The sequence below is a fragment of the Chthonobacter albigriseus genome (assembly GCF_013839445.1).
Classification (GTDB): domain Bacteria; phylum Pseudomonadota; class Alphaproteobacteria; order Rhizobiales; family Pleomorphomonadaceae; genus Chthonobacter; species Chthonobacter albigriseus.
Genome location: NZ_JACDIT010000001.1, coordinates 1,060,203 through 1,081,848, shown reverse-complemented (window position 1 = coordinate 1,081,848; position 21,646 = coordinate 1,060,203). Strand labels below are relative to the sequence as shown.

Here is a 21,646-nt window from a genome sequence, read left to right as displayed (position 1 = left end):
GTAAAGAGATGTAAACTGAATATAGGTGCTTACTTCGGTCGGAGTGCCGTTCAACCAAAGCGGGAGAAATGGAAGGCCACTAGATTTAAAAAAATAATATCTACGCCAGGCCGCCAAACGAATCGCATCAAGAAAATAAAAAGGGCCCGGTTTCCCGGGCCCCTTTCAAACCACCATGAAGGTGGATCTTACCACTCGCGCGAGAGGCGGAGCAGGCCGCTGAGCTCTTCGTCGCCGTTCTCTTCGTCGTCGTAGCTGAGTTCAGCCGTCGCGACGAGGCCCGGAACGACCGTGTAGTCAACACCGGCGGTGACACCGAAGTTGTCCGAGTCGTCCTGGAAGCCGTATTCGGCGCCCACGTTGATCGTGAGGGCATCGGTGGCGGCGAACGAGACGCCAGCGCCGATGTTCCACAGCGAGTCCGCACCGTCGGTGTCGACGTAGTAGGTGCGGGCGACAACGGTCAAAGAGTCCGTCGCCTTGATGCGGGCGTCGGCCTTGACGGCCCAGAAGCCATCACCTTCGTTGGCGGTGTTGCCTTCGTCGCTGTACCACACGCCGAGGGCAGCGCTGCCCCAGGGCTGGCCGCTGATGCCGACGATCGCCTGGATGTCGGGGATCGAAGCCGGGCCGCCGGTGTCGTCGTCGCCTTCGAAGGCTTCGGCAAGGCCGTTGTCCGGAGCGAAGGCGCCGATGCCGGCATAGAAGCCGCCGCCGAGGTTGTCGAACAGGACCGACGCCTGGACGCGGGTCTCGCCACCGAAGTTGCGATCGTTGTCGCCGACCAGGGCGCCGAAGCTGTCGAAGTAGGTCGCCGCATAACCGCCGGTGAAGTACCCGAGCTGGATGAAGGCCTTGTCGATGCCGACGTCGCTCTGGCCGGTGCCGTCAGACGTGATGCGGAAGAAGGTCCGCAGCGTGCCGTACTCGGTCGCCGAACGGGTGTCGAAGTCGACGCGGCCGCTGGCGAAGAGTTCGATGTTGTCGGTGCCGGTTGCAGAATAGGCAGGGCCGGACGCAGCGCCGAAGCGAACGCGACCGCCGATCTTGAGGCAGGTGTCGCCACCCGGGATGTAGAAGAAGCCGGCGCCGAAAGCGTCGCAAACCTTCACGTAGTCGACGGCAGCCGGGACAGCTTCACCCGGAAGGTCGGCAGCCTGGGCGCCCGTAACGGCGAACAGGCCAGCGGCCGTGCCGAGAAGATAACCGCGAATCGTCATAGTAGACTCTCCATTTCTAAGTCTGCGTGAGGGGCCCTCTGCCATCCGCCGCCGTTTGCGACACGAAGACCTTAGAGATTTCACCCGCCCGCCATTCACACACACGCCGCAGTCTTTGGACGACCTGGAGGCCATGCGCTGACAAGGACATCATCAATTTTAAGGTCGCTGGTTCAATTGGAATGCATGTAAAGAAATGTAAAGCAGAACCCCGTGTGGCGTCATTACAACAGGTATTGCTCGCATTAAGACCTAATTTATTTTTGCAAAGGTTGGAAAATAGAAGAAATACGCGAATAGAAGGCGTCTATTCGAGCGGCATAGCTTACTAAGCAGCTATTGCACATCGAACAGCGTGTGAAAACTGAGAGAAGACAGTGCACCCCAGGCCGGTAGAGCCTTAGCTCAGGCGCCAAGACTCCTTCGCCGAAGCGGGCCTTGACGGTAATTCCATGCCGTATCGTGCAAATGTTCCGACTAAAGGCGCGTCCGCACGCTGCCAAGTCCACGCCGGGCAAGGCGAACTTGGTTTTTATCAACGCGCTGCCAAACCGACGTTGGTGCAATTCGCAATCCACAAGGCGGAGCGCCGGGACGGGCATTCCAGGCTTGAAATTCGCGGCAACCGCTCGATTCCGCCGCCGCCCCTCGTCCGGTTGCGACTTTCAGCTTTTGATTCGATGGGCTGTGGAGACGCGGATTCTGAAAGTGCAAGCCTGTCGCCTTCGAACAAGCGTAGGACTTCCAGGGCGCCGCGGGGCTTTCGCTCAGCCCAGTATCTGCCGGGGAAAGGTCAACGCGACCGTCAGGCCAGGGGATGCGTTGGAGAGGCTCACGGATGCTTCGTGCAAACCCGCGATGGCCTTGACGAGGGCCAGGCCCAGTCCGTTGCCAGACGCCGTGCGGCTTGGATCCAAGCGGTGAAACGGCTTCAGGACATCCTCGCGCTGATCCGCCGGAATTCCGGGTCCGTCGTCCGTCACGCTGAACCGGACCTGGCGGTCGTCCGCCTGAAGGCCGAGGACGATCCGGGTACCCGCTGGCGTGTGACGGAGCGCGTTCTCGATCAGGTTCGCCGCCGCCTGCGCCACCAGTGCCCTGTCGCCCGTGAGCATCACGCCAGGCGGCACCTCCAACGCGAACCGGTGGCCGGCTTCCTCCGCGACGGCCGCGTAGGTCTCGCCGAGATCGACGAGGAGCGCGCTGACGTCGAAGGGCGCGAAGGCCTCCCGCCGCGCCTTGGATTCGATCTCCGCGATCCGCATCAGTCCGGCGAAGACGTCGAGCAGACGGTCGATCTCGCTGATCGCCGCTTCGTTCACGCCCCGGAACTGCTCCGCGCTGGTCATGCTCTCCTGGGCCTCCTCCAGCTGCTGGCGGAGCCGCCCGAGCGGCGTGCGGAGGTCGTGGGCGATGTCCACCGTAACGTGGCGAAGGTCGCCCATCAGCGTCTGGATCCGTTCCAGCATGCCGTTGATGCTTTGCGTCAACCGGTCGATCTCGTCGTTGGCGCCGCGTAGGGGCACCCGGGCGCTGAGATCGCCGGTCATGATCTGCCGCGTGGTTGCGTGGATGCGCGCGATCCGCCCGAGCGCCGCGCGGCTGACCGCGACGCCTCCGAGGAGCGCGACGGCAGCTGCGATGCCGCTTGCGATAAAGAAGGCGTCGCGGATTGCCTTGCTCGTTCGCGCTGCCGCCACGTCGCTCTGCCCGGCGGCGATATAGGTTCCGTCGTCCACGCGCAGGCCCGCCCCGACGAGCCGGACCGGCTCGCCATTCTCCTCCGTTGTGACTAGGAACGCCCCTTGCCGGCCCAGGACCGCGGTAGGCAGGTCGCCCGCAATCGCCCGACCGACGCCGTCGACCACCAGGAAGCGGATCGTTTCGCCACCGATCGAGGGCGCCTGGCCCGAGGTCGCCGCCGCGAGCCCGGGAACGCCGAACCGCTCGTGGACCCGCGCGAGCCGCGTGACTTCGGAGGCGACGATCGCGACCACTTCGCGACGGACGGCGTTGACCGCGATTTCGTGCACGGCGAATCCGAGTGCAGCGAAGGACGCAAGAAACAGAACCGTGTAGCCCACGGCGATGCGGAAGCTGGTGGAGCGAAGGATCTCACCGAGGCGCGCGAAGGACATACCCGGCTCCGCGCACGGTGTGGATCAGCTCGGCATCGAAGCCGCGGTCGACCTTGCCGCGCAGGCGCGACATGTGAGTCTCCACGATGTTGGTCTTCGGGTCGAAATGGAAGTCCCAGACATTCTCCAGCAGCATCGTCCGGGTGACCACTTCCCCGGCCCTCGACATTAGGTACTCGAGCAGGCGGAATTCCTGGTTCTGCAGAGTAATCGGCTGGCCGGCCCGCTCCACCGTACGTTTGAGACGGTCGAGCGCGAGGTCGTGCACACGCAGAACGGTATCCTGGACCGGCCGGCTGGCGCGCCGCCCGAGGGCGTTCACCCGCGCTGCGAGTTCGGCGAAGGCGAACGGTTTGACCAGGTAGTCGTCCGCTCCGGCTTCCAGCCCCGCGACCCGGTCGTCGAGGCCGCCGAGAGTGGTGAGAAACAGGACTGGCGTCTCCACGCCGGCGCCGCGCACCGTCTTTACCAGCTTCAGCCCGTCCACGCCGGGCAGCATCCGGTCGACGATTAGAAGGTCGTATCCCTCGCCGGCGGCGAGGAACAAGCCGTCGCGCCCGTTCGCCGCCTTGTCCACGACATGTCCCTGTTCTTTCAGGCCGCGCGCGATGTAGTCGGCCGTCGAGGCGTCGTCTTCCACCACGAGAATCTTCATGAGAGGACCCCGCCACATTGGGAAGAATCAATCTTCGGTCGATCGGGTGACAAGGCTGGACCGTGTTTCATGGCGCCATCAGCCCTCCGGGGCTTTCGGACTGAAAAGCACGAAGGAAGCTAGCCATGCCGAATACGGTTTCCACCCGCCCCGTCAAGGGCCAGACCCCCAAGCTCCTGGTTCGCCTGGCGGCCGCGCTCGCGTTGTCCACCGCGGTGGCCCTGCCGATCGCCGCCCCTGTCCTGATGGCATCCACCCCGGCCACCGCCGGCCTGCCTGGCATGGATTTCTCCGAATTGGCCGCGCGGGTCTCTCCCGCGGTTGTCAATGTCGCCACCACCCAGGCCGTGGAGCAAGCCTCTGCCGACATGCCCGACCTGCCGTCCGGCACCCCCTTCGACGAGTTCTTCAAGGAATTCCGCAATCGCCCGGGCGCTCCGCAAGGCGGCAACCCCAGGAAGGAGAGTGCCCTCGGATCCGGCTTCATTGTCGATCCCTCCGGTGTGATCGTCACCAACAACCACGTCGTGGGCAAGGCGACGGACATCAAGATCACGCTGGCCGACGGCCGCACTCTGCCGGCGACGCTCGTCGGCACGGACGACAAGACCGACCTCGCCGTTCTCAAGGTCGACGCAGGAGGCCCGCTCCCGTTCGTGAACTTCGCCGCGGCCGACGAGATCAAGGTGGGCATGCCAGTGATGGCCGTCGGCAACCCATTCGGCCTTGGAGGTACTGTCACCGCCGGCATCGTCTCTGCACGCGGCCGCGACATCCAGTCGGGTCCGTTTGACGACTACATCCAGACCGACGCCGCCATCAACAAGGGCAATTCGGGCGGCCCGCTCTTCGACATGGCGGGCAACGTCATCGGCGTTAACACTGCGATCTTCTCGCCCAACGGTGGCAGCGTCGGTGTCGGCTTCGCCATTCCGGCGTCGCTGGCCGAACCCATCGTTGCAGCGATCCGCGACCACGGCAGCGTCGAGCGCGGCTTCCTCGGCGTCCAGATCCAGCCGGTGACGCCGGACATTGCCGAAAGCCTCGGCCTCACCGAGCCCTCGGGTGCTCTCGTCGCCGACGTCTCGAACGATACGCCGGCGCAGGCGGCGGGAATCCAGTCCGGCGACGTCGTCGTCAGGCTCGGCGACAAGCCCGTAAAGGACTTCAAGGACCTGACGCGCCTGGTGGCCGGCGTCCGCCCGGGCACCTCGGTCGATCTCAGGGTGATCCGTGACGGGACAGAGCAGACCATCTCGGTGAAGGTCGGAACCGCTCCCGGCCAGGAGCAGGCCGCCGCCGAACCGGACGACCACGAAGCCGCAGGCGGCTTCGGGCTCGCCCTGGGTCCGATCACGCCGGAGGCACGCGCCGGCCTGGAGCTTCCATCCGACCTCTCCGGAGCGCTCGTCATGACTGTGGAGCCGGGCAGCGCCGCTGACGAGAAGGGGCTGAGGGCCGGCGATGTCATCTTGAAGGTGGCCGGAAAGACCGTCGCCACCCCGGCCGACGCCAAGCGGCTGCTGACAGAAGCCAAGCAAGCGGGAAAACCGGTCCTCCTGCAGATCAGCCGCGAAGGCAACGTCCGCTTCGTCGCGGTCGCTCCCAAGCTGGCCTGACCGGGACAGGGCGTCGCTCTCTGATTGGCGCCCCCTTGTCCTGGATCAAGGGCGGATCCGTCTTCTCCCGTCATGACTGGGACGGATCCGCCCGCCCTCCACGCAGGCGGACGACCGGAGGTCCACATGCCTTCCGACCGTCAACAATCGGCAAAGGCCGAGCCCCGCCCTCGCTGCGGCGTGTGCGGATTGCCCTTCGCACCTGCGGGCGTGATCAGTTGCGACCTCATCCGTCCGGAAGTCGCCGCCATCATCGCCGTCGACGAACCGAACTGGACCCGCACGGGGTGGATCTGCCGCAATGATCTGGCCCGCTTTCGCCGCAAGACGGTCGAGGAACTGATCCGCAATGAGCGCGGTGAACTGGGAGCGCTCGAGCAAGCCGTCGTGGAAAGCCTGGCCCGCCACGAGACCCTCTCCAAGAACACCGCCTCGTCCTACCACGAGACCCGCAGCTTCGGGGACAGGCTGGCCGACCGCCTCGCGACCTTCGCCGGATCCTGGTTCTTCCTGACGATCTTCGGCCTGCTCCTGGCCAGCTGGGTTCTGGTCAACGGATGGCTGATTGCGCGAAACGCCTTCGATCCTTATCCGTTCGTTTTCCTGAACCTGATTCTTTCGCTGATCGCGGCAGTCCAGGCTCCGCTCATCATGATGAGCCAGCGGCGCCAGGAAGATCGGGATCGCCTGAGATCGGAGAACGACTACCGGGTCAACCTGAAGGCGGAACTGGAAATTCGCCACCTTCACGAAAAACTCGATCATTTGCTGATAAAGCAGTGGGAACGGCTCTCGGAGATCCAGGAAGTCCAGGTCGACCTCCTGGAGGAACTGACCCGCGACCGTCGAACGTGACGCCCTTTTAGCGGCCTGGAGCCGTCCGCATGGTCTGGAAGTATGCGCCTGCAGTGATCGGCGTCATCATCGCCGTCGTCGCCGTCTACCTGCTTCATGACGCGGTGGCTGCGATCCACCTGTCCGAGGTCGTCGACGCGCTGGCTGCAACGCCGGTCGAGACGGTCCTCCTGGCCATTCTGGCGACCGGCATCAGCTATGCCGCGTTGGCCTTCTACGACGTCATCGCGGTCTGGGCCGTCGCCCCGGGGAAGGTCTCCTTTCCTGTCGCCGCCGGTGCCGGAGCCGCCGGCTATGCCATCTCCAACGCCCTGGGCTTCCCACTTCTGACCGGAGGAAGCGTCCGCTACCGCATCTACGCCGCCGAGGGGCTGTCCAACGGCGACATCGGGCGCGTCTTCGCAACGTCGTGGATCGCGCTCTGGCTCGGTTTCGCCCTGGTGGTCGCGGTCGCCCTGATTGTGGACCCGCACACGCTGGCCGCGATCTCCGGTATTCCAGCATCGGTGGGTCGGTCGGTCGGCGTTGTCACCTTGCTGGCTTTCGCGGGGATCGTGGTCTGGCTCTCCACCGGCGATCGCATCTTCAATCTCTGGGGCATCACCTCGCCACTGCCGAGCGGCAAGCTCGCCATCTTTCAGGTGATCACCGGCGTGATCGATATCGCCGGCGCCGGCGCCACGCTCTGGATCCTGCTGCCGCCGGATGCCCTGCCGGGCATCGCTCCCTTCGCCATCTTGTTCGTGGCGGCCATCGTCCTCGGCATCGTCGGCCACACGCCCGGGGGCATCGGCGTCTTCGAAGCCACCATCATCACCGGCCTCTACCTCCAGGGTCGGGCGGATGTCGTAGCCTGCCTGCTGGTTTTCCGCGCCGTCTATACGGTGCTTCCCTTCGTGCTGGCGGTCGGCGGATTCGCCCTTTGGGAGATCTGGCGCAAGCGCCACCTCGTTGGTGCGCTCGGCCGTTGGACGCGCCAGCGCAACACCCGTTGAGTCATCCGGGTCGCCGGCATAGCGCCTCAAGCCAAGCCGCTGTCACAGATGTCATGCATTTCGCTCGTTGTATTAGTCCTGCGTTAACGCTGTATCTTGCAGATGGCGCGTATACTCCTAACGAACTCGTTATTATTGGCGACCAACAATGAGGACTATTAGTTAAGGACACAATTTGTTTACGATTTCAGGCCGGAGATGGGGCTGCTATTAGGGAAAGACCATCAATGGCAATGCTCAGTTCCACTTGGAAATGCACGATAGCCGCTGCGCTGTGGCTGTCGGCAATCGCTCCTGGCTCCGCTGAAACGTTGAAGGTCGTCGGTACCGGCGACGGGTTGGACATGCTCAGGGCCCTCGCAGCGCTCTACCGGGCCGAGGAAGGCGGGGACGTGACCTTGCCCGCCAGCATCGGCTCTGGCGGCGGCATAGCGGCTGTTGCGGCGGGAACCGAAAAGCTCGCCCGCGTTGCGCGCGCGTTGAAGGACACCGAACGCGCCGCCGGCCTCGAGGCGACCCCCATTGCGGAGGTCCCGTCTGCCTTCTTTGTCCACGCCGGGGTCGGCATTGATGGCTTGAGCGCCGCGCAGGTGGCGGACATCTTCTCCGGCCGCATCACCAACTGGTCGGAAGTCGGCGGGCCGGACCTGAAGATCAGGGTCGTGCGTCGCGAGGACGCCGACAGCACGCTCCAGGTGCTGCGCTCCAGCATGCCGGGGTGGGACACGCTCGAATTCACCCCGAAATCGAAGACCGCCGTCACCACCCAGGATGCCATCGAAACCGTCCGGACGGTGGAAGGCGCCATCGGCTTCGGGCCGTTTTCCGCCAGCCTCGCCCCCGACACCACCGTCCTGAAGATCGACGGGCGTTTCCCCACCGACCCCGGCTACCCGAGCGCGGTCCGGCTGACCCTCGTCTTCAAGAAGGACGCCGCGACGCCCGACGTCAAGGAGTTCGTCGATTTCGCACGTTCCGACCGTGGGATGCGCCTGATGGCGGCCTATGGCGCGGTCCCTGCGCGGGAGTGAGGCTTTTGGTGCGGCAGCGTTCGCTCTCCACCCGGTTCATCGTCACGGCGGTCCTTGCGGTCGCCGCCAGCTTCATGTTGTTCATCGGGCTGGTCTACACCCAGCACCAGAACAGCCTGAAGTCGCAGACGCAGGCCTTGGAGCGGATCACCGCCGCCGACATCTCGTCGCTGCTGGGCGCCGACCTCGGCCTCGCCGCCGCGCGCCTCCGGTTCCTCTTCTCCGACGTCGCTCGTCGCGTCCAGGCGATCGCCTCGCGCGCCGATACGATCGCGGCCGTGAACTCCCACAACGTCGTGGCCATTGCCGAACTTCTCGGACCGGCCGCACGCAACGCGGAGGTGGACGCCATCATCGTCGTGGACCGCGACCTCAACGTGATCGGCGGCTCGTCTGATTCGCTCGATATCGTGGCGGTCGACCGCGCGATCAAAGCGAGCTCGGAGCGCAGCCGCTTCGCGGACGCCCTGGCGGCCAGCGGTCCGCAGGACGAAGTCCGTGTTGTCGCCCTCGTCTCGGTCGATGAACTCCCGCCCTTCATCTCCGGCATCGCCAACCCGCGGATGCAGCAGATCGTCTTCGAACCTTTGACCGACGATTTCGGCGAGGTGACCGGCGCCTTGATCGCCCAGCGCTGGATCCGCCCGGTCGAGCCGACCCTCCAGGAATTCGCCCGCATCACGGACGTCGGGATCGCCGTCTATGCCAACAAGACCCTGATCTCCCAGGCCGGAACCGGATTTGCGTCGAACATCCAGACCCCGCCAAAGGACTTCCTGAACCCGGACCCGGGTCACCGCTTCGTTGCGCGGTGCGGTCCGACGATGACCCGCCTCGAGATCTGCGCCCTCAAGCCCATCGACGAGCTCTACCGCGCCCAGGACCGGCTGACCGAGATCGGGCAGGCTGAAGGTCTGAAGCTGGTTCGCTGGCTCGGGATCGTCGGCGTCGGCTCGTCGATCCTGCTGATGATCCTTCTGGCCCTCACCGCTCGTCCGATCACCCGGCCGCTGCGCCGCCTCGCCGAGACGGTGGGCCTGATCGCGCGTGGCATCTACGACGTACCCGTTCAAGGCACAGACCGCGAGGACGAGGTCGGCGCCATCGCCAGGGCGGTCGCCATCCTCAACGACAGCGTCCGTGAGCGCGACGAGTTGCGCGCCAACATCCTCGTCCAGAACGCGATCCTGGAGCGTCGCGAGGGCGAACTGCGCACCCAGAACCGCCTGTTCGACGCCGCGCTCAACAACATGTCGCATGGGCTCTGCATGTTCGATCGGGAGCGGCGGCTGATCGTCTCGAACCGCCGCTACGAGGAGATCTTCGGCTTCGAGCACGGCGACGTGCTGCCCGGCACCACGTGGGAAGAGCTCCACGCGCTGGAAAAGGTCGTCGCGGAAACGCCTGATGGCGATGATCACGGCGTGAACGACCCCGGCTTCGACGGCCCTGGCATCGGTCGCACGACCTCCAATGTCCGGCTGCATGACGGGCGAACCATCCTCTCCACCCGCCAGCCTCTGGTCGGCGGTGGCTGGGTGGTGATCTACGAAGACGTCACCGAGCGGCAGAGGGCTCGGGAAAAGCTGGTCCACATGGCTCGCCATGACGTCCTCACCGGCCTGCCGAACCGGATCACCCTGCGCGAGCATCTCAGCCGCCAGCTGGCCCGGCAGCGCCTGGAAGGCGGCACCTTTGCCGTCATCTGCCTCGACCTCGACGAGTTCAAGACCGTTAACGACACCTTCGGACACCCCGCTGGCGACCGGCTCCTCTGCGAGGTCACACGCCGGCTGCTGGCCTGCGTCGATGAGGTGGAGATGGTGGCGCGCCTCGGCGGCGACGAGTTCGCGATCGTGACCCGGCTCGCGCCGACCACCGAGATGATCGCCCTCCGCTGCGAGATGCTGATCAAGGCGATCGGCGAGCCGCACGCCATGGACGACCACGAGGCCGTGGTGGGGGTTTCCATCGGCATCGCCGTGGCCCCGACCGACGGGCGCGACCCCGACACGCTGCTGAAGCAGGCCGACCTGGCCCTCTACCGGGCGAAGTTCGAGGGGCGCAACACCTACCGCTTCTTCGAGACCGGGATGGAGGAGGCGGTCAAGGCCCGTCACGACCTCATCACCGACCTACGCTCGGCGCTGGAGAACGGCGAACTGGAAGCCTACTTCCAGCCGCAGGTGGATCTGGCAACCGGCGTGATCAGCGGCTTCGAGGCACTGATGCGCTGGCACCATCCCCGCCGCGGCATGGTTCCGCCCGTCGAGTTCATCCCGATCGCCGAGGAAACCGGCCTCATTGTTCAGATGGGTGAGTGGATCCTCCGCGAGGCGACCGCGGTCGCCGCCACCTGGCCGTCACCGGTCAAGGTCGCCGTCAACATTTCGGCCCGCCAGCTGCAGCGCCCGGGCTTCGTGATGACGGTGACGAGCGCGCTCGCCGCTAGTGGCCTGCCCGCGCACAGGCTGGAGCTGGAGGTTACCGAAAGCGTGGTGCTCCAGGACGACGACCACACCCGCAACAGCCTGACCAGCCTCAAGGACCTTGGCGTCAAGATCGCCATGGACGACTTCGGCACCGGCTACTCCTCGCTCAGCTGCCTGAGGAGCTTCCCCTTCGACAAGATCAAGATCGACCAGTCCTTCGTCCGGGCGATGCCGACCAGCGAAGAGGCCCGTTCGATCGTCACCGCCATCATCGGTCTGGCGCAGAGCCTGAAAGTCGCCACCACAGCGGAGGGCGTCGAGACAGAGGACCTGTTCGAGTTGCTCCGCGGCAGCGGCTGCACGGAAGGCCAGGGCTACCACATCGGCCGGCCGGAGCCGGCGTCCCACGCTGCCGCCCTGATCGCCCGCTTCTCCGCCCCGCCTCGTCTGCGCGCGCTCAACTGACCCGCGTCTCGCCGGCTTCGGTTGACTGCGGCATGATCCGCCGCAGTGGCTTCATCACCATCTCGGCAAAACTGCGCTTCTCCTCCGCCGCGTAGAACGGGTCTGCGTGGAACAGCGCACCGCGCGAGAGCGCCAGCCGCCGGATCACCTCCACCTGGGAGGGCGCGCCTGCGGCATAGACCACGTCCTGCGGCGAGACGAAGGACAGGAGCTCCGACGGGCGTTCGCGGCGAACGATCCGTCCGTCGCCGTCGCTTGCCGTCATCGCGACGGGAACACCGCGGGCAGTCAGCCAGTCGACGGCTTCCTTCATGTAGAGCTGCGATGCATCGCGCGCCCCGGCGATCACCGACAGGGCCCGCTTCGGCTGGCCGAGGACGGACGCGACCGCCATCGTCCAGATCGGCGCGAAGCCGGTTCCGGTCGAGACGAGCACGAGCCGCTCGCTCTGCCGGCGCAGGAAGGCGTTGCCGAACGGCCCGCGGATCGTCACCTTGTGACCGGGCCGGATACCGGACCCGAGCGCGCCGGAAACCGCTCCTCCCGGATAGCGGCGGACGTGGAAGGTCATCACTCCTTCCTCCCGCTTCAGGTCCATCGGGAAGGTCGGGCTGTAGTCGCGCGGCGGGTAGCCTTTGAAGGTCAGCCGCACATACTGGCCGGGCAGCCAGGTCACCGTCCGGGCGGGGCGAACCTTCATCTCCAAGAGGTCGGGGCCGATCTGCCGGATCGCTTCCAGCACAGCCTGGTTGTTGCGCACCACCGGCACTGGATCGAAGGTGATCTCGGCGTCGCCCTCCACGGTGGCGAGGCAGCCAAGCACCGTGTCCCGCTCGGCGGTGCCCTGGTCGTCCACGGCACCGGACACCAGCCGCACCCGGCAGGTCTCGCACTGGCCGGAGCAGCAATCGTGCGGCAGCACGATCCGCGCCGAGAGAGCCGCGTCGAGGAGGGTGTCCCCGGGGCGGGCCTTCACCTGTCTTCCATTGATGACGAGATTGAAGAACGACTTCGCCATGGCAGATACGCGCCTTTCAACACCTGATCCGGTCTGGATGGCCGGCGTTTATCGAAGCTGGATCTCGACGGGCCGCACATGTCGGGTGTGGCGGGTCTGGTTGTGATCGAAGACGGCGACCCAGAGGTAGATCCCGCTCTCGATCGGCAAGTCTTTCACGTCGTCGCCGGTGACCAGCGGACGCACGGTCTCCAGCGTCCAATAGCCGTCCGACCAGTGCGCGGCACCCTTCACGTCCGCCCGGCTGCCCTCGTAGGTGCCCTGGATCAGGACGCCGGGAATCACGGTCCCGACCGGAATGGCGGCGTCGACGGCAGGGTCGTAGGGGACGCTTTCGTCCTCGAACATCCACCACTGGCCGTTCGGGTCGTCGCTCACCTCCACGGAAAGATCGAGCGCTCCCAGCTTGGCGGTCGTCGCGCGCCAATCCTTCGGCAACCGCTCCACCTTCACCGGGCCGCGGTATCCGCCGGGCGGCTCGTTGCCGTAGTTATAGACGTAGAACTTCTTGCCCGCGTCCCCGTCGTAGCCCGCGCTGTAGCGGGCGGTACCATTCACCTGGGCTTCCTTCGGCTCGAGGGGCGGCCCGAACCACATGTCGTCCAGCATGCCGAGCATACCGCCGCGCGAGGCCTTCCACTGCCACATGTCCATATAGCTGCCGTCAGTCGTATAGTGCAGCCCACGCTTGTTCAGTGCGCCCGGCTTGTCGCCCAGCGGCTTCGGTCCCATGTGGGTCGATCCGCCTGATCCGTAGGTGTTCGACCGCGAGAACGTGACGGCGAACTTGTCCTCGTAATAGGCGGTCTCGTCCGCCGTGTCGGCGGCGTTGTTAAGCAGATGCCACCCGTCCTCGCGCTTGATCAGCGGCAGGCGCTTCAGCGAACGGGTCGGATCGTTCCAGCGGAACGCGAAGTAGACGTTCGCCGCGTCCCGCACGGCTCGGATCTCGACCGTGGATTCGCCGGTGCCGCCCAGATTCGATCCCTGCATGGTGTGCACGGTCGCGACGGACGCTTCGCTCCAGACCCCGTCCGACAGATCGCCGTCGATCTGCGGAGGCGTTGAAGTCGTGCCGATGGTCAGCACCGGATGGGTCAGACTGTCGCCCATGTAGAACCCGGCCATCACCGCGGCGCCGACCGCGGCTGCCGCCGCAAACGGCTTGGCCATCGCCCCGCGTCGGATCCGAAGCGGCTGCGGCCGGACCAGACGCAGCAACTGGCGGATGCCGCCCATCATGGTGTGGCTGAAGATGTGGACGCCGATGTAGCCCAGCACGACCAGCGCGGCCGAGTAGTGCACCGTGACCACGCCCCCGCCCCAGCCGAGGTAGAGCAGGATCCCGGTGACCGTCAGCACCAGGACGGCGGCGAACAATACCCAGTAGAGCAGGACATTGACGGCGCCCCAGCGCAGCTTCGGCGCCGTCGGAAGCGTGAACACCACCGTCTTGCGCAAGGAAACGCGCCGCTGCAGCTGACCGAGCCGCATGTAGACCGTGTAGGCCGCGATACAACCGACCACCAGGAAGGCGGCGATGAAATGCGGCGTCCAGATCTCGCCCTGAGGCAGGATCGGGTCGAGCGCCTTGGCGAACCACGACCCTTCCGCATCCGCGGACAGCCGTAGGCCAGTCGCCAGACTGACCAAAATGGATATCGTCAGCGTCCAGTGCAGCACGATCGTGCCGACGTCGCTGCGAGGCGGCGGACTGCTCGGCGCCACGTCTGGACGCACCTTTTCCGCCGTCTTTTCCCGCTGCCGTGTCAGGCCCCCTGACGCGGTACGCATCACTTCAACCCGTGTCTCAGGCATTACGGACCCTCCGCCGCTTTGGGTCTCTGGTTAATAAAGGGTAAACGAGGGTCGAGGACCAGAGCCAAGACGACATGCAGCCTGCAATCAGCTCACAAAAGTCGATTCATGGTTAACGGCCGCGGGCCCGCTTCAGCATGAAAGCGCGGCGCAATCCGTAATTGCATCACATCAGGCGATTTTTCGGGGAGAACGGGTGCCGGGCGTTGCCGCGCGCGACTAGGCGGGCGTTGCCGCGCGCGCCTAGGATTGGTCGGGAGCCAGCACCTTGAGGGCCGCCGGTCGCTTGGAGATCGCAAGCGGGAACTCCACCCGCACCAGTTCCCCGTCAACGGTCGCCTGGGCGGACGATTGTTGCGAGGGACCCGCGGAGATCGTCACCTGGTGAGCCGTTGTCATTTCCACGTTCGCGTCGCCTTGCCAGGTGCCGAGCACGATTTCGGCCGCCAGTTGCGCCAGATCGCCCCAACGGTCGCTGGTCACGTCATAGACGCCGAGCAGGCCGGTTGCCGGGCGATCCGCGTAGGGCAGGTGACCGCTGCCGTACGGATTGTTGGAGACCACGATCCCCGGCGTTTCCAGCCGACGTTCCTTCCCGTCGGCGACCAGCACAAGGTCCAGCGACGGCGGACGGCGCAGCACCAGGCCGAGCGCCCGTGCCGAAGCCAGGATCTTGCCGCCCTTCGAGGCATAGGCGCCCGCGCGCTCGCGCAGACGGACCATCCTTGGCTGGAGGCCGAGTGAAAGCTGGTGGATGAAGGGGCGGCCGTTCGCCATCGCCAGATCCGCATCCCGCCGCTGCCCGGAGGCGAGGGCGTCGGCGGCGGCATCGAGCTCGAGCGGCAGTCCCAGCGTGCGCGCGAAGAGGTTCATGGTACCGAGCGGCACGATCCCGAGTGCAATGCCCGTGTCCGCCAGGAGGGCGGCGGATGAACTGACGGTTCCGTCGCCGCCGCCGACGATGATCGCGTCAGGCTTCTCGGATACCGCGGCCCGGATAGCGTCTTCGAGGTCCGGGCCGGCGACAAAGGACACGGTGATCGCGTGCCCCTTGCTCTGGAACGCGCGAACGAGTGCGCGCTCAACGTCCTTTTCGCCGAGCGTGCGCATGGTGCCGCTGTCGCGATTGAAAAAGGCTCTGGCCAGCATGGGACGTTCCTCCGTCGGATGCGGGCCGCGCCCGATCATCCCTCAACCTGCGGGAGGCTGAAACGTTGCACGCTGGCAAGGGGGCGGCGCGCACGCCGCCCCCCCCCGAAAGGTCCGCCTCAGGCGGCGGCGGCGGAGGCCGCTTGTCGGCTGACGACATCCTCGGCAAGTCGGCCGGAGAGCTCCTGCAGATGGTCGAAGCGTCGGCGGAAGCTGGCCACGCCCTGCGAGGCTGACCGGAGCTCAACGATGAGGTCGCCGATCTCCGACGCCGGGATCAGCGTCTCCACGACGTCCCAGCCGGTCCAGCCGGGGCGAGCATCGAACCCGAGCAGTTGCCCCCGACGGCCCGAGACGATGGCGTTGACCCGGGCTGTCACGTCCGACGGGCAGGTGATCTCCACCCGCTCGATCGGCTCCAGCAGCACTGGTGTGCACGCGGCGAGTCCTTCGCGCATCGCCAGCCTTGCGGCCATCTGGAACGCCTGATCCGAGCTGTCGACCGAGTGGTACGATCCGTCCGTCAGCGTCACGGCCACGTCCACCACGGGGAAGCCCAAGGGACCGCGCTTCAGGCTGTCCCGCACCCCGGTCTCCACGCCGGGGATGTACTGACGCGGCACCACACCGCCGGTGATCTTCTCCGTGAAGGTGATCCCGCCCCCGCGCGGCTGGGCGCGGATCTCAAGGACGACATCGCCGAACTGGCCGTGGCCGCCCGACTGTTTCTTGTGCCGCCCCCGCTGCACGGTCGACCCCTTGATCGTCTCCCTGTAGGCGACGCTCGGCTTGGCGGTGGTGACCGAAACCCCGTACTTGCTGGTCAGCCGTTCCACCGTGACACGCAGGTGCATTTCCCCCTGACCGATCAGCAGGGTCTCGCTCGTTTCCGCCGTGACGACGACCCGCAGCGAAGGATCCTCCTCGCAGGCCTTGGCGAGGGCGGCGGAAAGCTTGACCTCGTCCTTGCGGTCGCGCGCATGGACCTGCAGTGTCATCACCGGATCCGGAGCGGCCATCTCCGCCAGTTGCCGGGCGGGCGTCCGGTTGCTGGTGAGGGTATCGCCGGTCCGCGCGCCATCCAGCTTCCCCAGTGCGACGGTGTCGCCCGGATGGGCCGTCTCGCGTTTGCCGGTCTGCGTGCCCAGCATGCGGTAGAGGCCGGAAACCCGCTCCTGCCGGCCGTCCGGCAGCGTCACCATCATGCCGTCTGCAACGTCTCCGGCCAGCACCCGCGCCACGGAAAGCTTGCCGCCGTGTCCGGCATGGATCGTCTTCATAACCTGGAGGACGCTGTCCGACCCTGGCGTGAAGCCGAGCCTCTTGTGGAGCGCCGACAGCCCGGGCGTTTCGTGGCGCAGCGCCTTGAGCAGCCGCAAAATGCCGTTTCCATGTTCCGCCGAGCCGAAGAACACCGGGCAGATCAGCCCGTCGCGCATCTCGGTCGCCAAGTCGTCGAACACCCGGTCGCGCGGCGGTTCGACCTCCTCCAGCAGTTGCTCCATTAGTTGGTCGTCGTAGTCGGCCAGGCGCTCCAGCATCTCGTAGCGGGCCGACACCTCCGCCGCCCGGACGTCGTCCGGGATCGGGACCATCTCGCTCGCCGCGTGCTCGCGGTAGACGAAGGCGCGCTCCAGGGCGAGATCGATGTAGCCGGTGACGGCCCCGTCCCTGGTCAGCGGAATCTCGCGCAGGACCAGCGGCACGGCGGATGATGGCTGCAACATCGCCAGGGTTTCACGGATCGGAAGATCGGAGCGGTCCACCTTGTTGAGGAACATGATCCGCGGCAGGCCGAGATCGTCCAGGCGCTTCAGGATCAGTTGCAGCGCCGGCACCTTGCGGGCATCGGCCTCGCACACCACCACCGCGCAATCCACCGCAGCCAGGATGCCGTCCGCCTCGCCCAGGAATTCGGTGGAGCCCGGGCATTCGATGAAGGTGTAGTCGTCTCCCATGAAGCGGGTCTGGGCGATCGTCGCCTCCACGCTCATCGCGTGGGCGCGCGCCTCGGGCGAAGCGTCGCCCACCGTGTTCCGGTCGGTGACCGTCCCCTGACGGGGAATGGCGCTTGTTCGCTCCAGGATCGCCTCCAGGAGCGTGGTCTTGCCGCTTGCGAACGGTCCGACCAGCGCGATCGTGCGGGCCCCTCCGCGGGGCCGGGGTTCTCTACCGCCGTCGTCTCCCATGATGTTTTCTCCCGTTCTTGACTTGTTCCAGCCATGTCACGGTGCTTGAAGACGGGTCTGCGTCAGGAGGCAGAAGCGCCCGAGCACCGCCATGGTCTCAGGGGAACGGGGTGGGCGCAAGGAGGCGATCGGCTTAAGCGGATCAACTTATTCTTCGGGCAGGGCGCACCGGGGGATCAGGCAACCGGCGCGGCGCCCTGTTTCATCAGGTCCTCGAAATAGGCGATCGTCCGGGCGAGCCCTTCTTTGAGCGGGGTTCTCGGCGCCCATTTCAGCACGGCGCTCGCTTGACCAATATCGGGCTTGCGCTGGCGCGGGTCGTCCTGCGGCAGTGGCTTGTGCTCGAATTCGGACCGCGACCCGGTGAGATCCTTCACCAGCAGCGCCAACTCCTTCACTGTGAATTCAGAGGGGTTGCCGAGGTTGATCGGGCCGGTCACCTCGTCCGGCGTCGCCATCATCCGGACCATCCCGTCGACCAGATCGTCCACATAGCAGAAGGAGCGGGTCTGCGCGCCGTCGCCGTAGAGGGTGATCGGCTCGTTTTTCAGCGCCTGCATGATGAAATTCGACACAACGCGCCCGTCCGCCGGATGCATCCGCGGCCCGTAGGTGTTGAAGATCCGGATCACCTTGACCTGCACCTTGTGCTGGCGGCGGTAGTCGAAGAACAGCGTCTCGGCGCAGCGCTTCCCCTCGTCGTAGCAGGAGCGCAGGCCGATCGGATTGACATTGCCCCAATAGCTCTCCGGCTGCGGATGAACGGCCGGGTCGCCGTAGACCTCAGACGTCGAGGCCTGCAGCACCGGCACCCGCAGCCGCTTCGCCAGGCCCAGCATGTTGATCGCGCCGATCACGCTGGTCTTCGTCGTCTGCACCGGATCGAACTGGTAGTGCACTGGTGACGCCGGGCAGGCCAGATTGTAGATCCCGTCCGCCTCCACGTAGAGCGGGAACGTCACGTCATGCCGCAGCAGTTCGAACCGCGTGTCCGCTAGGAGATGAGCGATGTTGCTCCGCGTGCCCGTGTAGAAGTTGTCGACGCAGAGCACCTCCTTGCCGTCCGCCAGCAACCGTTCGCAGAGATGCGAGCCGATGAATCCCGCTCCTCCGGTCACGATCATGCGGCCGGGCAGGTAGTCGGTTGTCATGAAGGGCATCTGTCGTCTCCGATCCGGCCGGTATCTTAGCAGGAACTCGTAGCCGAGTCGGAGACTGCGCGGCAACGCCGGGGCGCTGTCACTTGCGGACGATCACCCAGATCGCGTGGATGATCCCGGGGATGTAGCCGAGCAGCGTCAAGAGGATGTTCAGCCAGAAATGCAGGCCGATGCCGACCTGGAGGAAGACGCCGAGCGGGGGAATGAAGATGGCAAGCAGGATCCGAACGATGTCCATGAGGTTTCTCCACAGGAAGTATGCCGGCGGCCGGACCCGAGCGGATTCGACACAAGCCGACGGCTTTTCGGTGGAGACAACGCGCCGGGCGGATCTTCGTTGCAGCGCGAAGCTGCCGCCCGAGCTGGATCGGGACTACTTCGCCACGACCCGCTGGAGCTTGAGGATGCGGACCGACCGCTGGGCCAGCGCCATCGGAATGGCGACGTAGTCGGTCTTGGCCTTGTCCGGCGCCACCTGTTCGAAGCCGAACTTACGGCACCGCGCTTCCACGACGGCCAGATAGGTGGAAGGTTGCACGGAGAGCGACTTGCAGAGGAAACCCAGCGAGGTGGGATCGATCTTGTTGACCGCGGTGGCCCCGATGCTTTCCGGCAGTTGGACGAGTTCGGACAGCAGCCAGCCGAGGTCTTCCAGCCTCTGCTGCTGCGCCAGCATCAGGATCGACTGGTCGACGTTGCGGGTCTGAGCGTTGATCTCCTTCAGGATGACCTTCATCTCCAGGCGCTGACGCATGCGATCCTTGATCGCCTCTTCCGCCTGCAGCGCCGCGATGTCCATCGCGGCCGATAGCCTCTGATCACTGATCGCCGCCAGCGCAGGTCCGAGCTTGGCACGCAGTTCGTCGCCGAGCGCCTGGTGCAGCGAGCCGGCGAACGAAGCGTTGGCCGTGGCGCGACGGGCGAGCTGGCTTTGCACGACGGCATCATCGCCGCCCCGGCTCACCAACTGGCGAAAGCCGACCTCGGAGAAGGAAGCACCATCGTTGGCCGCTACGCGCTGCAGAACGATCTGCTCGCCGATCTCTGTCAGCGCGTCGGTGACCGCCTCGCTGAGGGTCGCACGGTCGGTGATCGCCAGGCGATGTTCCAGCGACTGCCCGCGTGTGACCGCGACGAGATCCTCGTCCGTCAGCATCGGCGAATTGCGCAGCACCGGGGCCGCCACCGCGATATCGCCCTTGGAAAGCTCCACGGCGAGGTCGCGGGTGATGCGGTCCGTGCCCGCCACCCGTTCGGCGATCTCCACCTGGAGCTCGGACGCGAGCTTGCCGATCACCAGCGAGACGATATCGCTGTACCGTGATCTCTCGACGGCGGTTGGCTGGTAGGACTCGTCCAGAAACAGATTCGTCACAGCCAGGATCACCTGGTCGCGCGAAAGTTCGTCGGGCGAACCGATCAGTTTCTGTAGGACGGCCTGGTCGACCATCGGAACCCCCTGAGAACACGGTATTTCTCATTGGACCGTAACAGCCGATCGGAAAAAAAGGCTGAACGCTGCACCAGTCAACGGATAAATTTGAAGAACAGCGGTTCAGGGACCAGCTTTTTACGGCATCCGGGATCCGGTGGCTGGGACCGGCTTTGCCGGATTGGTCTGGTGCGGCTGGAAAAGTTTGCCGCGTTCGGTCCAGGCGACGACCAGCAGAGTCCCGGCGCTGAGAACAAAGTAGGACACGGTGAGAGGGAGCACGGTTCCGTCGAACGCCTGTCCCACCGCAAGGCCGAGAAGCGCACCCATCAAGGTGGTGTAGAAACCGATCACGGAAGAGGCGGTGCCGGCGATGTCGCCCAGTGGCTCCATCGACATTGCATTGAAGTTGGGCAGGGTCATGGAGAACAGGAAGTTGCTGGCGGCCAGAAGCGCCCCGAACAGCCAGAGTGGCGGGTGCCCTTCGTAGGCGAGCGCCGCGAGCGTCTGCAGCAATGCGACGCCGACATAGCCGATCGTCGCGCCATGGGCGAGCTTGCGCATGCCCCAGCTGCCGACCAGCCGCGAGTTGACGAAGGATCCGAGGCCCATCAGGCAGGCGACGAGGCCGAAGGCCAGCGGGAACCACGGCCCGAGCGCATAGACCTCACTGCCGAAGATCTGCTCGGAGGAGCCGATGTAGCCCATCAGGCACCCGGACATCAGGCCCATCGCCGTCGCATAGCCGAAGGCGGTACGCGTCGTCACGCAGCGGGCGGCGGCGATTGCGATCCGACCCGCCGAAAGCGGCATCCGATAGTCCGGATGAAGCGTTTCCGGCATCCGCACGGCGAACCAGATCAGCACGGCCACGCTGGCGAATAGCATCACCAGGAAGATCAGGTGCCAGTTGCCCGCGAGCAGCACAACGCCGCCGACCGCAGGCGCGAACACCGGCACGATGATGAAGACCATCATGACGAAGGACATCACCCGCGCCATGTCGCGTCCGCCGAACCGGTCGCGCACGATCGAAATGGCAAGCACCCGGGATGAGGCCGCACCCATCCCCTGCAGCACCCGCGCGGCGATCAGGGTCTCGAAGCTGGGGGCGAACAGCGACGCAAGGCATCCGATCGCGAACACCACGAGCCCGATGATCACCAGGGGCCGACGTCCTGCCATGTCTGACAGCGGGCCGTAGACCAGCTGCATCAGGGCGAAGCCGATCATGTAGCAGTAGACCAGGAGCTGCAGGTCGTTGCTGTCGGAAACGGAGAATTCCGCGCCGATTGGGGGAAAAGCCGGCAGCAGGAAATCGATGCCGAGTGCGGTCAGCGCCATCAGGCAGGCGATGATCCCGACGAATTCGGCGAAGGCGGGGCCGGCCCGCTGTTCGGAGCGGATCGGGGCGGGGGCGTCCATGGAGAAGAACCTGGAAAGCGGCGTCGGTCTGACGTCTCGAATGGG

General features: G+C 65.7%; 16 protein-coding genes. 5 read left to right on the top strand and 11 right to left on the bottom strand.

Annotated features, from left to right (window positions below; all coding sequences use genetic code 11):
- Window positions 1-188: 188 nt before the first annotated feature.
- The 3 genes from HZ321_RS04815 to HZ321_RS04805 form a co-directional block, all read right to left on the bottom strand.
- Entirely contained in the window at window positions 189-1,220 is a 1,032-nt protein-coding gene (locus HZ321_RS04815; RefSeq protein ID WP_181700734.1) for a porin, read from the bottom strand.
- A 767-nt stretch (window positions 1,221-1,987) separates the two neighbouring features.
- Complete coding sequence (locus tag HZ321_RS04810) at window positions 1,988-3,358, bottom strand: sensor histidine kinase (protein ID WP_181700732.1); 1,371 nt, start codon at window positions 3,356-3,358, stop codon at window positions 1,988-1,990.
- Window positions 3,336-4,013 carry a winged helix-turn-helix domain-containing protein gene (locus HZ321_RS04805; RefSeq protein WP_181700731.1) on the bottom strand — a complete coding sequence of 226 codons (678 nt, stop codon included), beginning with the start codon at window positions 4,011-4,013 and terminating at the stop codon, window positions 3,336-3,338. The genes HZ321_RS04810 and HZ321_RS04805 overlap by 23 nt, the downstream gene beginning before the upstream one ends.
- 125 nt (window positions 4,014-4,138) lie before the next feature.
- Here HZ321_RS04805 and HZ321_RS04800 point away from each other — a divergent pair, with 125 nt between their 5' ends.
- From HZ321_RS04800 to HZ321_RS04780, 5 genes are all read left to right on the top strand, one after another.
- Window positions 4,139-5,632 (top strand): Do family serine endopeptidase, encoded by a 1,494-nt coding sequence (locus HZ321_RS04800; RefSeq protein ID WP_181700729.1) that lies wholly within the window; start codon window positions 4,139-4,141, stop codon window positions 5,630-5,632.
- A 180-nt stretch (window positions 5,633-5,812) separates the two neighbouring features.
- Window positions 5,813-6,487: a DUF1003 domain-containing protein gene (locus tag HZ321_RS04795; RefSeq protein WP_425305382.1), complete on the top strand. Its 675-nt coding sequence runs from the start codon at window positions 5,813-5,815 to the stop codon at window positions 6,485-6,487.
- A 29-nt stretch (window positions 6,488-6,516) separates the two neighbouring features.
- Window positions 6,517-7,482, top strand: a complete 966-nt coding sequence (locus HZ321_RS04790) for a UPF0104 family protein (RefSeq protein ID WP_181700726.1) — start codon at window positions 6,517-6,519, stop codon at window positions 7,480-7,482.
- A 227-nt stretch (window positions 7,483-7,709) separates the two neighbouring features.
- Window positions 7,710-8,513, top strand: coding sequence for a substrate-binding domain-containing protein (locus tag HZ321_RS04785; RefSeq protein WP_181700724.1), 804 nt, complete (start codon window positions 7,710-7,712; stop codon window positions 8,511-8,513).
- Window positions 8,514-8,521: 8 nt separating this feature from the next.
- On the top strand, window positions 8,522-11,410 hold the full coding sequence (locus HZ321_RS04780) for an EAL domain-containing protein (protein ID WP_181700722.1): 2,889 nt from the start codon (window positions 8,522-8,524) through the stop codon (window positions 11,408-11,410).
- Here the strand turns inward: HZ321_RS04780 and HZ321_RS04775 are convergent.
- The 8 genes from HZ321_RS04775 to HZ321_RS04740 all read right to left on the bottom strand — a co-directional run bounded on the left by HZ321_RS04775 (window position 11,403) and on the right by HZ321_RS04740 (window position 21,601).
- Window positions 11,403-12,428: a 2Fe-2S iron-sulfur cluster-binding protein gene (locus HZ321_RS04775; protein WP_181700720.1), complete on the bottom strand. Its 1,026-nt coding sequence runs from the start codon at window positions 12,426-12,428 to the stop codon at window positions 11,403-11,405. The genes HZ321_RS04780 and HZ321_RS04775 overlap by 8 nt on opposite strands.
- Window positions 12,429-12,476: 48 nt before the next feature.
- Window positions 12,477-14,246: an ethylbenzene dehydrogenase-related protein gene (locus HZ321_RS04770; protein ID WP_244635569.1), complete on the bottom strand. Its 1,770-nt coding sequence runs from the start codon at window positions 14,244-14,246 to the stop codon at window positions 12,477-12,479.
- Between the two features lie 243 nt (window positions 14,247-14,489).
- Window positions 14,490-15,434: a diacylglycerol/lipid kinase family protein gene (locus HZ321_RS04765; RefSeq protein WP_181700718.1), complete on the bottom strand. Its 945-nt coding sequence runs from the start codon at window positions 15,432-15,434 to the stop codon at window positions 14,490-14,492.
- Between the two features lie 80 nt (window positions 15,435-15,514).
- Entirely contained in the window at window positions 15,515-17,584 is a 2,070-nt protein-coding gene (locus HZ321_RS04760; RefSeq protein WP_181700716.1) for an elongation factor G, read from the bottom strand.
- A 176-nt stretch (window positions 17,585-17,760) separates the two neighbouring features.
- Window positions 17,761-18,744, bottom strand: coding sequence for a UDP-glucuronic acid decarboxylase family protein (locus tag HZ321_RS04755; RefSeq protein WP_244635568.1), 984 nt, complete (start codon window positions 18,742-18,744; stop codon window positions 17,761-17,763).
- Window positions 18,745-18,823: 79 nt separating this feature from the next.
- Complete coding sequence (locus HZ321_RS04750; RefSeq protein ID WP_181700714.1) at window positions 18,824-18,982, bottom strand: YqaE/Pmp3 family membrane protein; 159 nt, start codon at window positions 18,980-18,982, stop codon at window positions 18,824-18,826.
- A 135-nt stretch (window positions 18,983-19,117) separates the two neighbouring features.
- On the bottom strand, window positions 19,118-20,194 hold the full coding sequence (locus tag HZ321_RS04745; RefSeq protein WP_181700712.1) for a DUF2336 domain-containing protein: 1,077 nt from the start codon (window positions 20,192-20,194) through the stop codon (window positions 19,118-19,120).
- A 120-nt stretch (window positions 20,195-20,314) separates the two neighbouring features.
- Window positions 20,315-21,601: a multidrug effflux MFS transporter gene (locus HZ321_RS04740; protein WP_181700710.1), complete on the bottom strand. Its 1,287-nt coding sequence runs from the start codon at window positions 21,599-21,601 to the stop codon at window positions 20,315-20,317.
- Window positions 21,602-21,646: the final 45 nt, after the last annotated feature.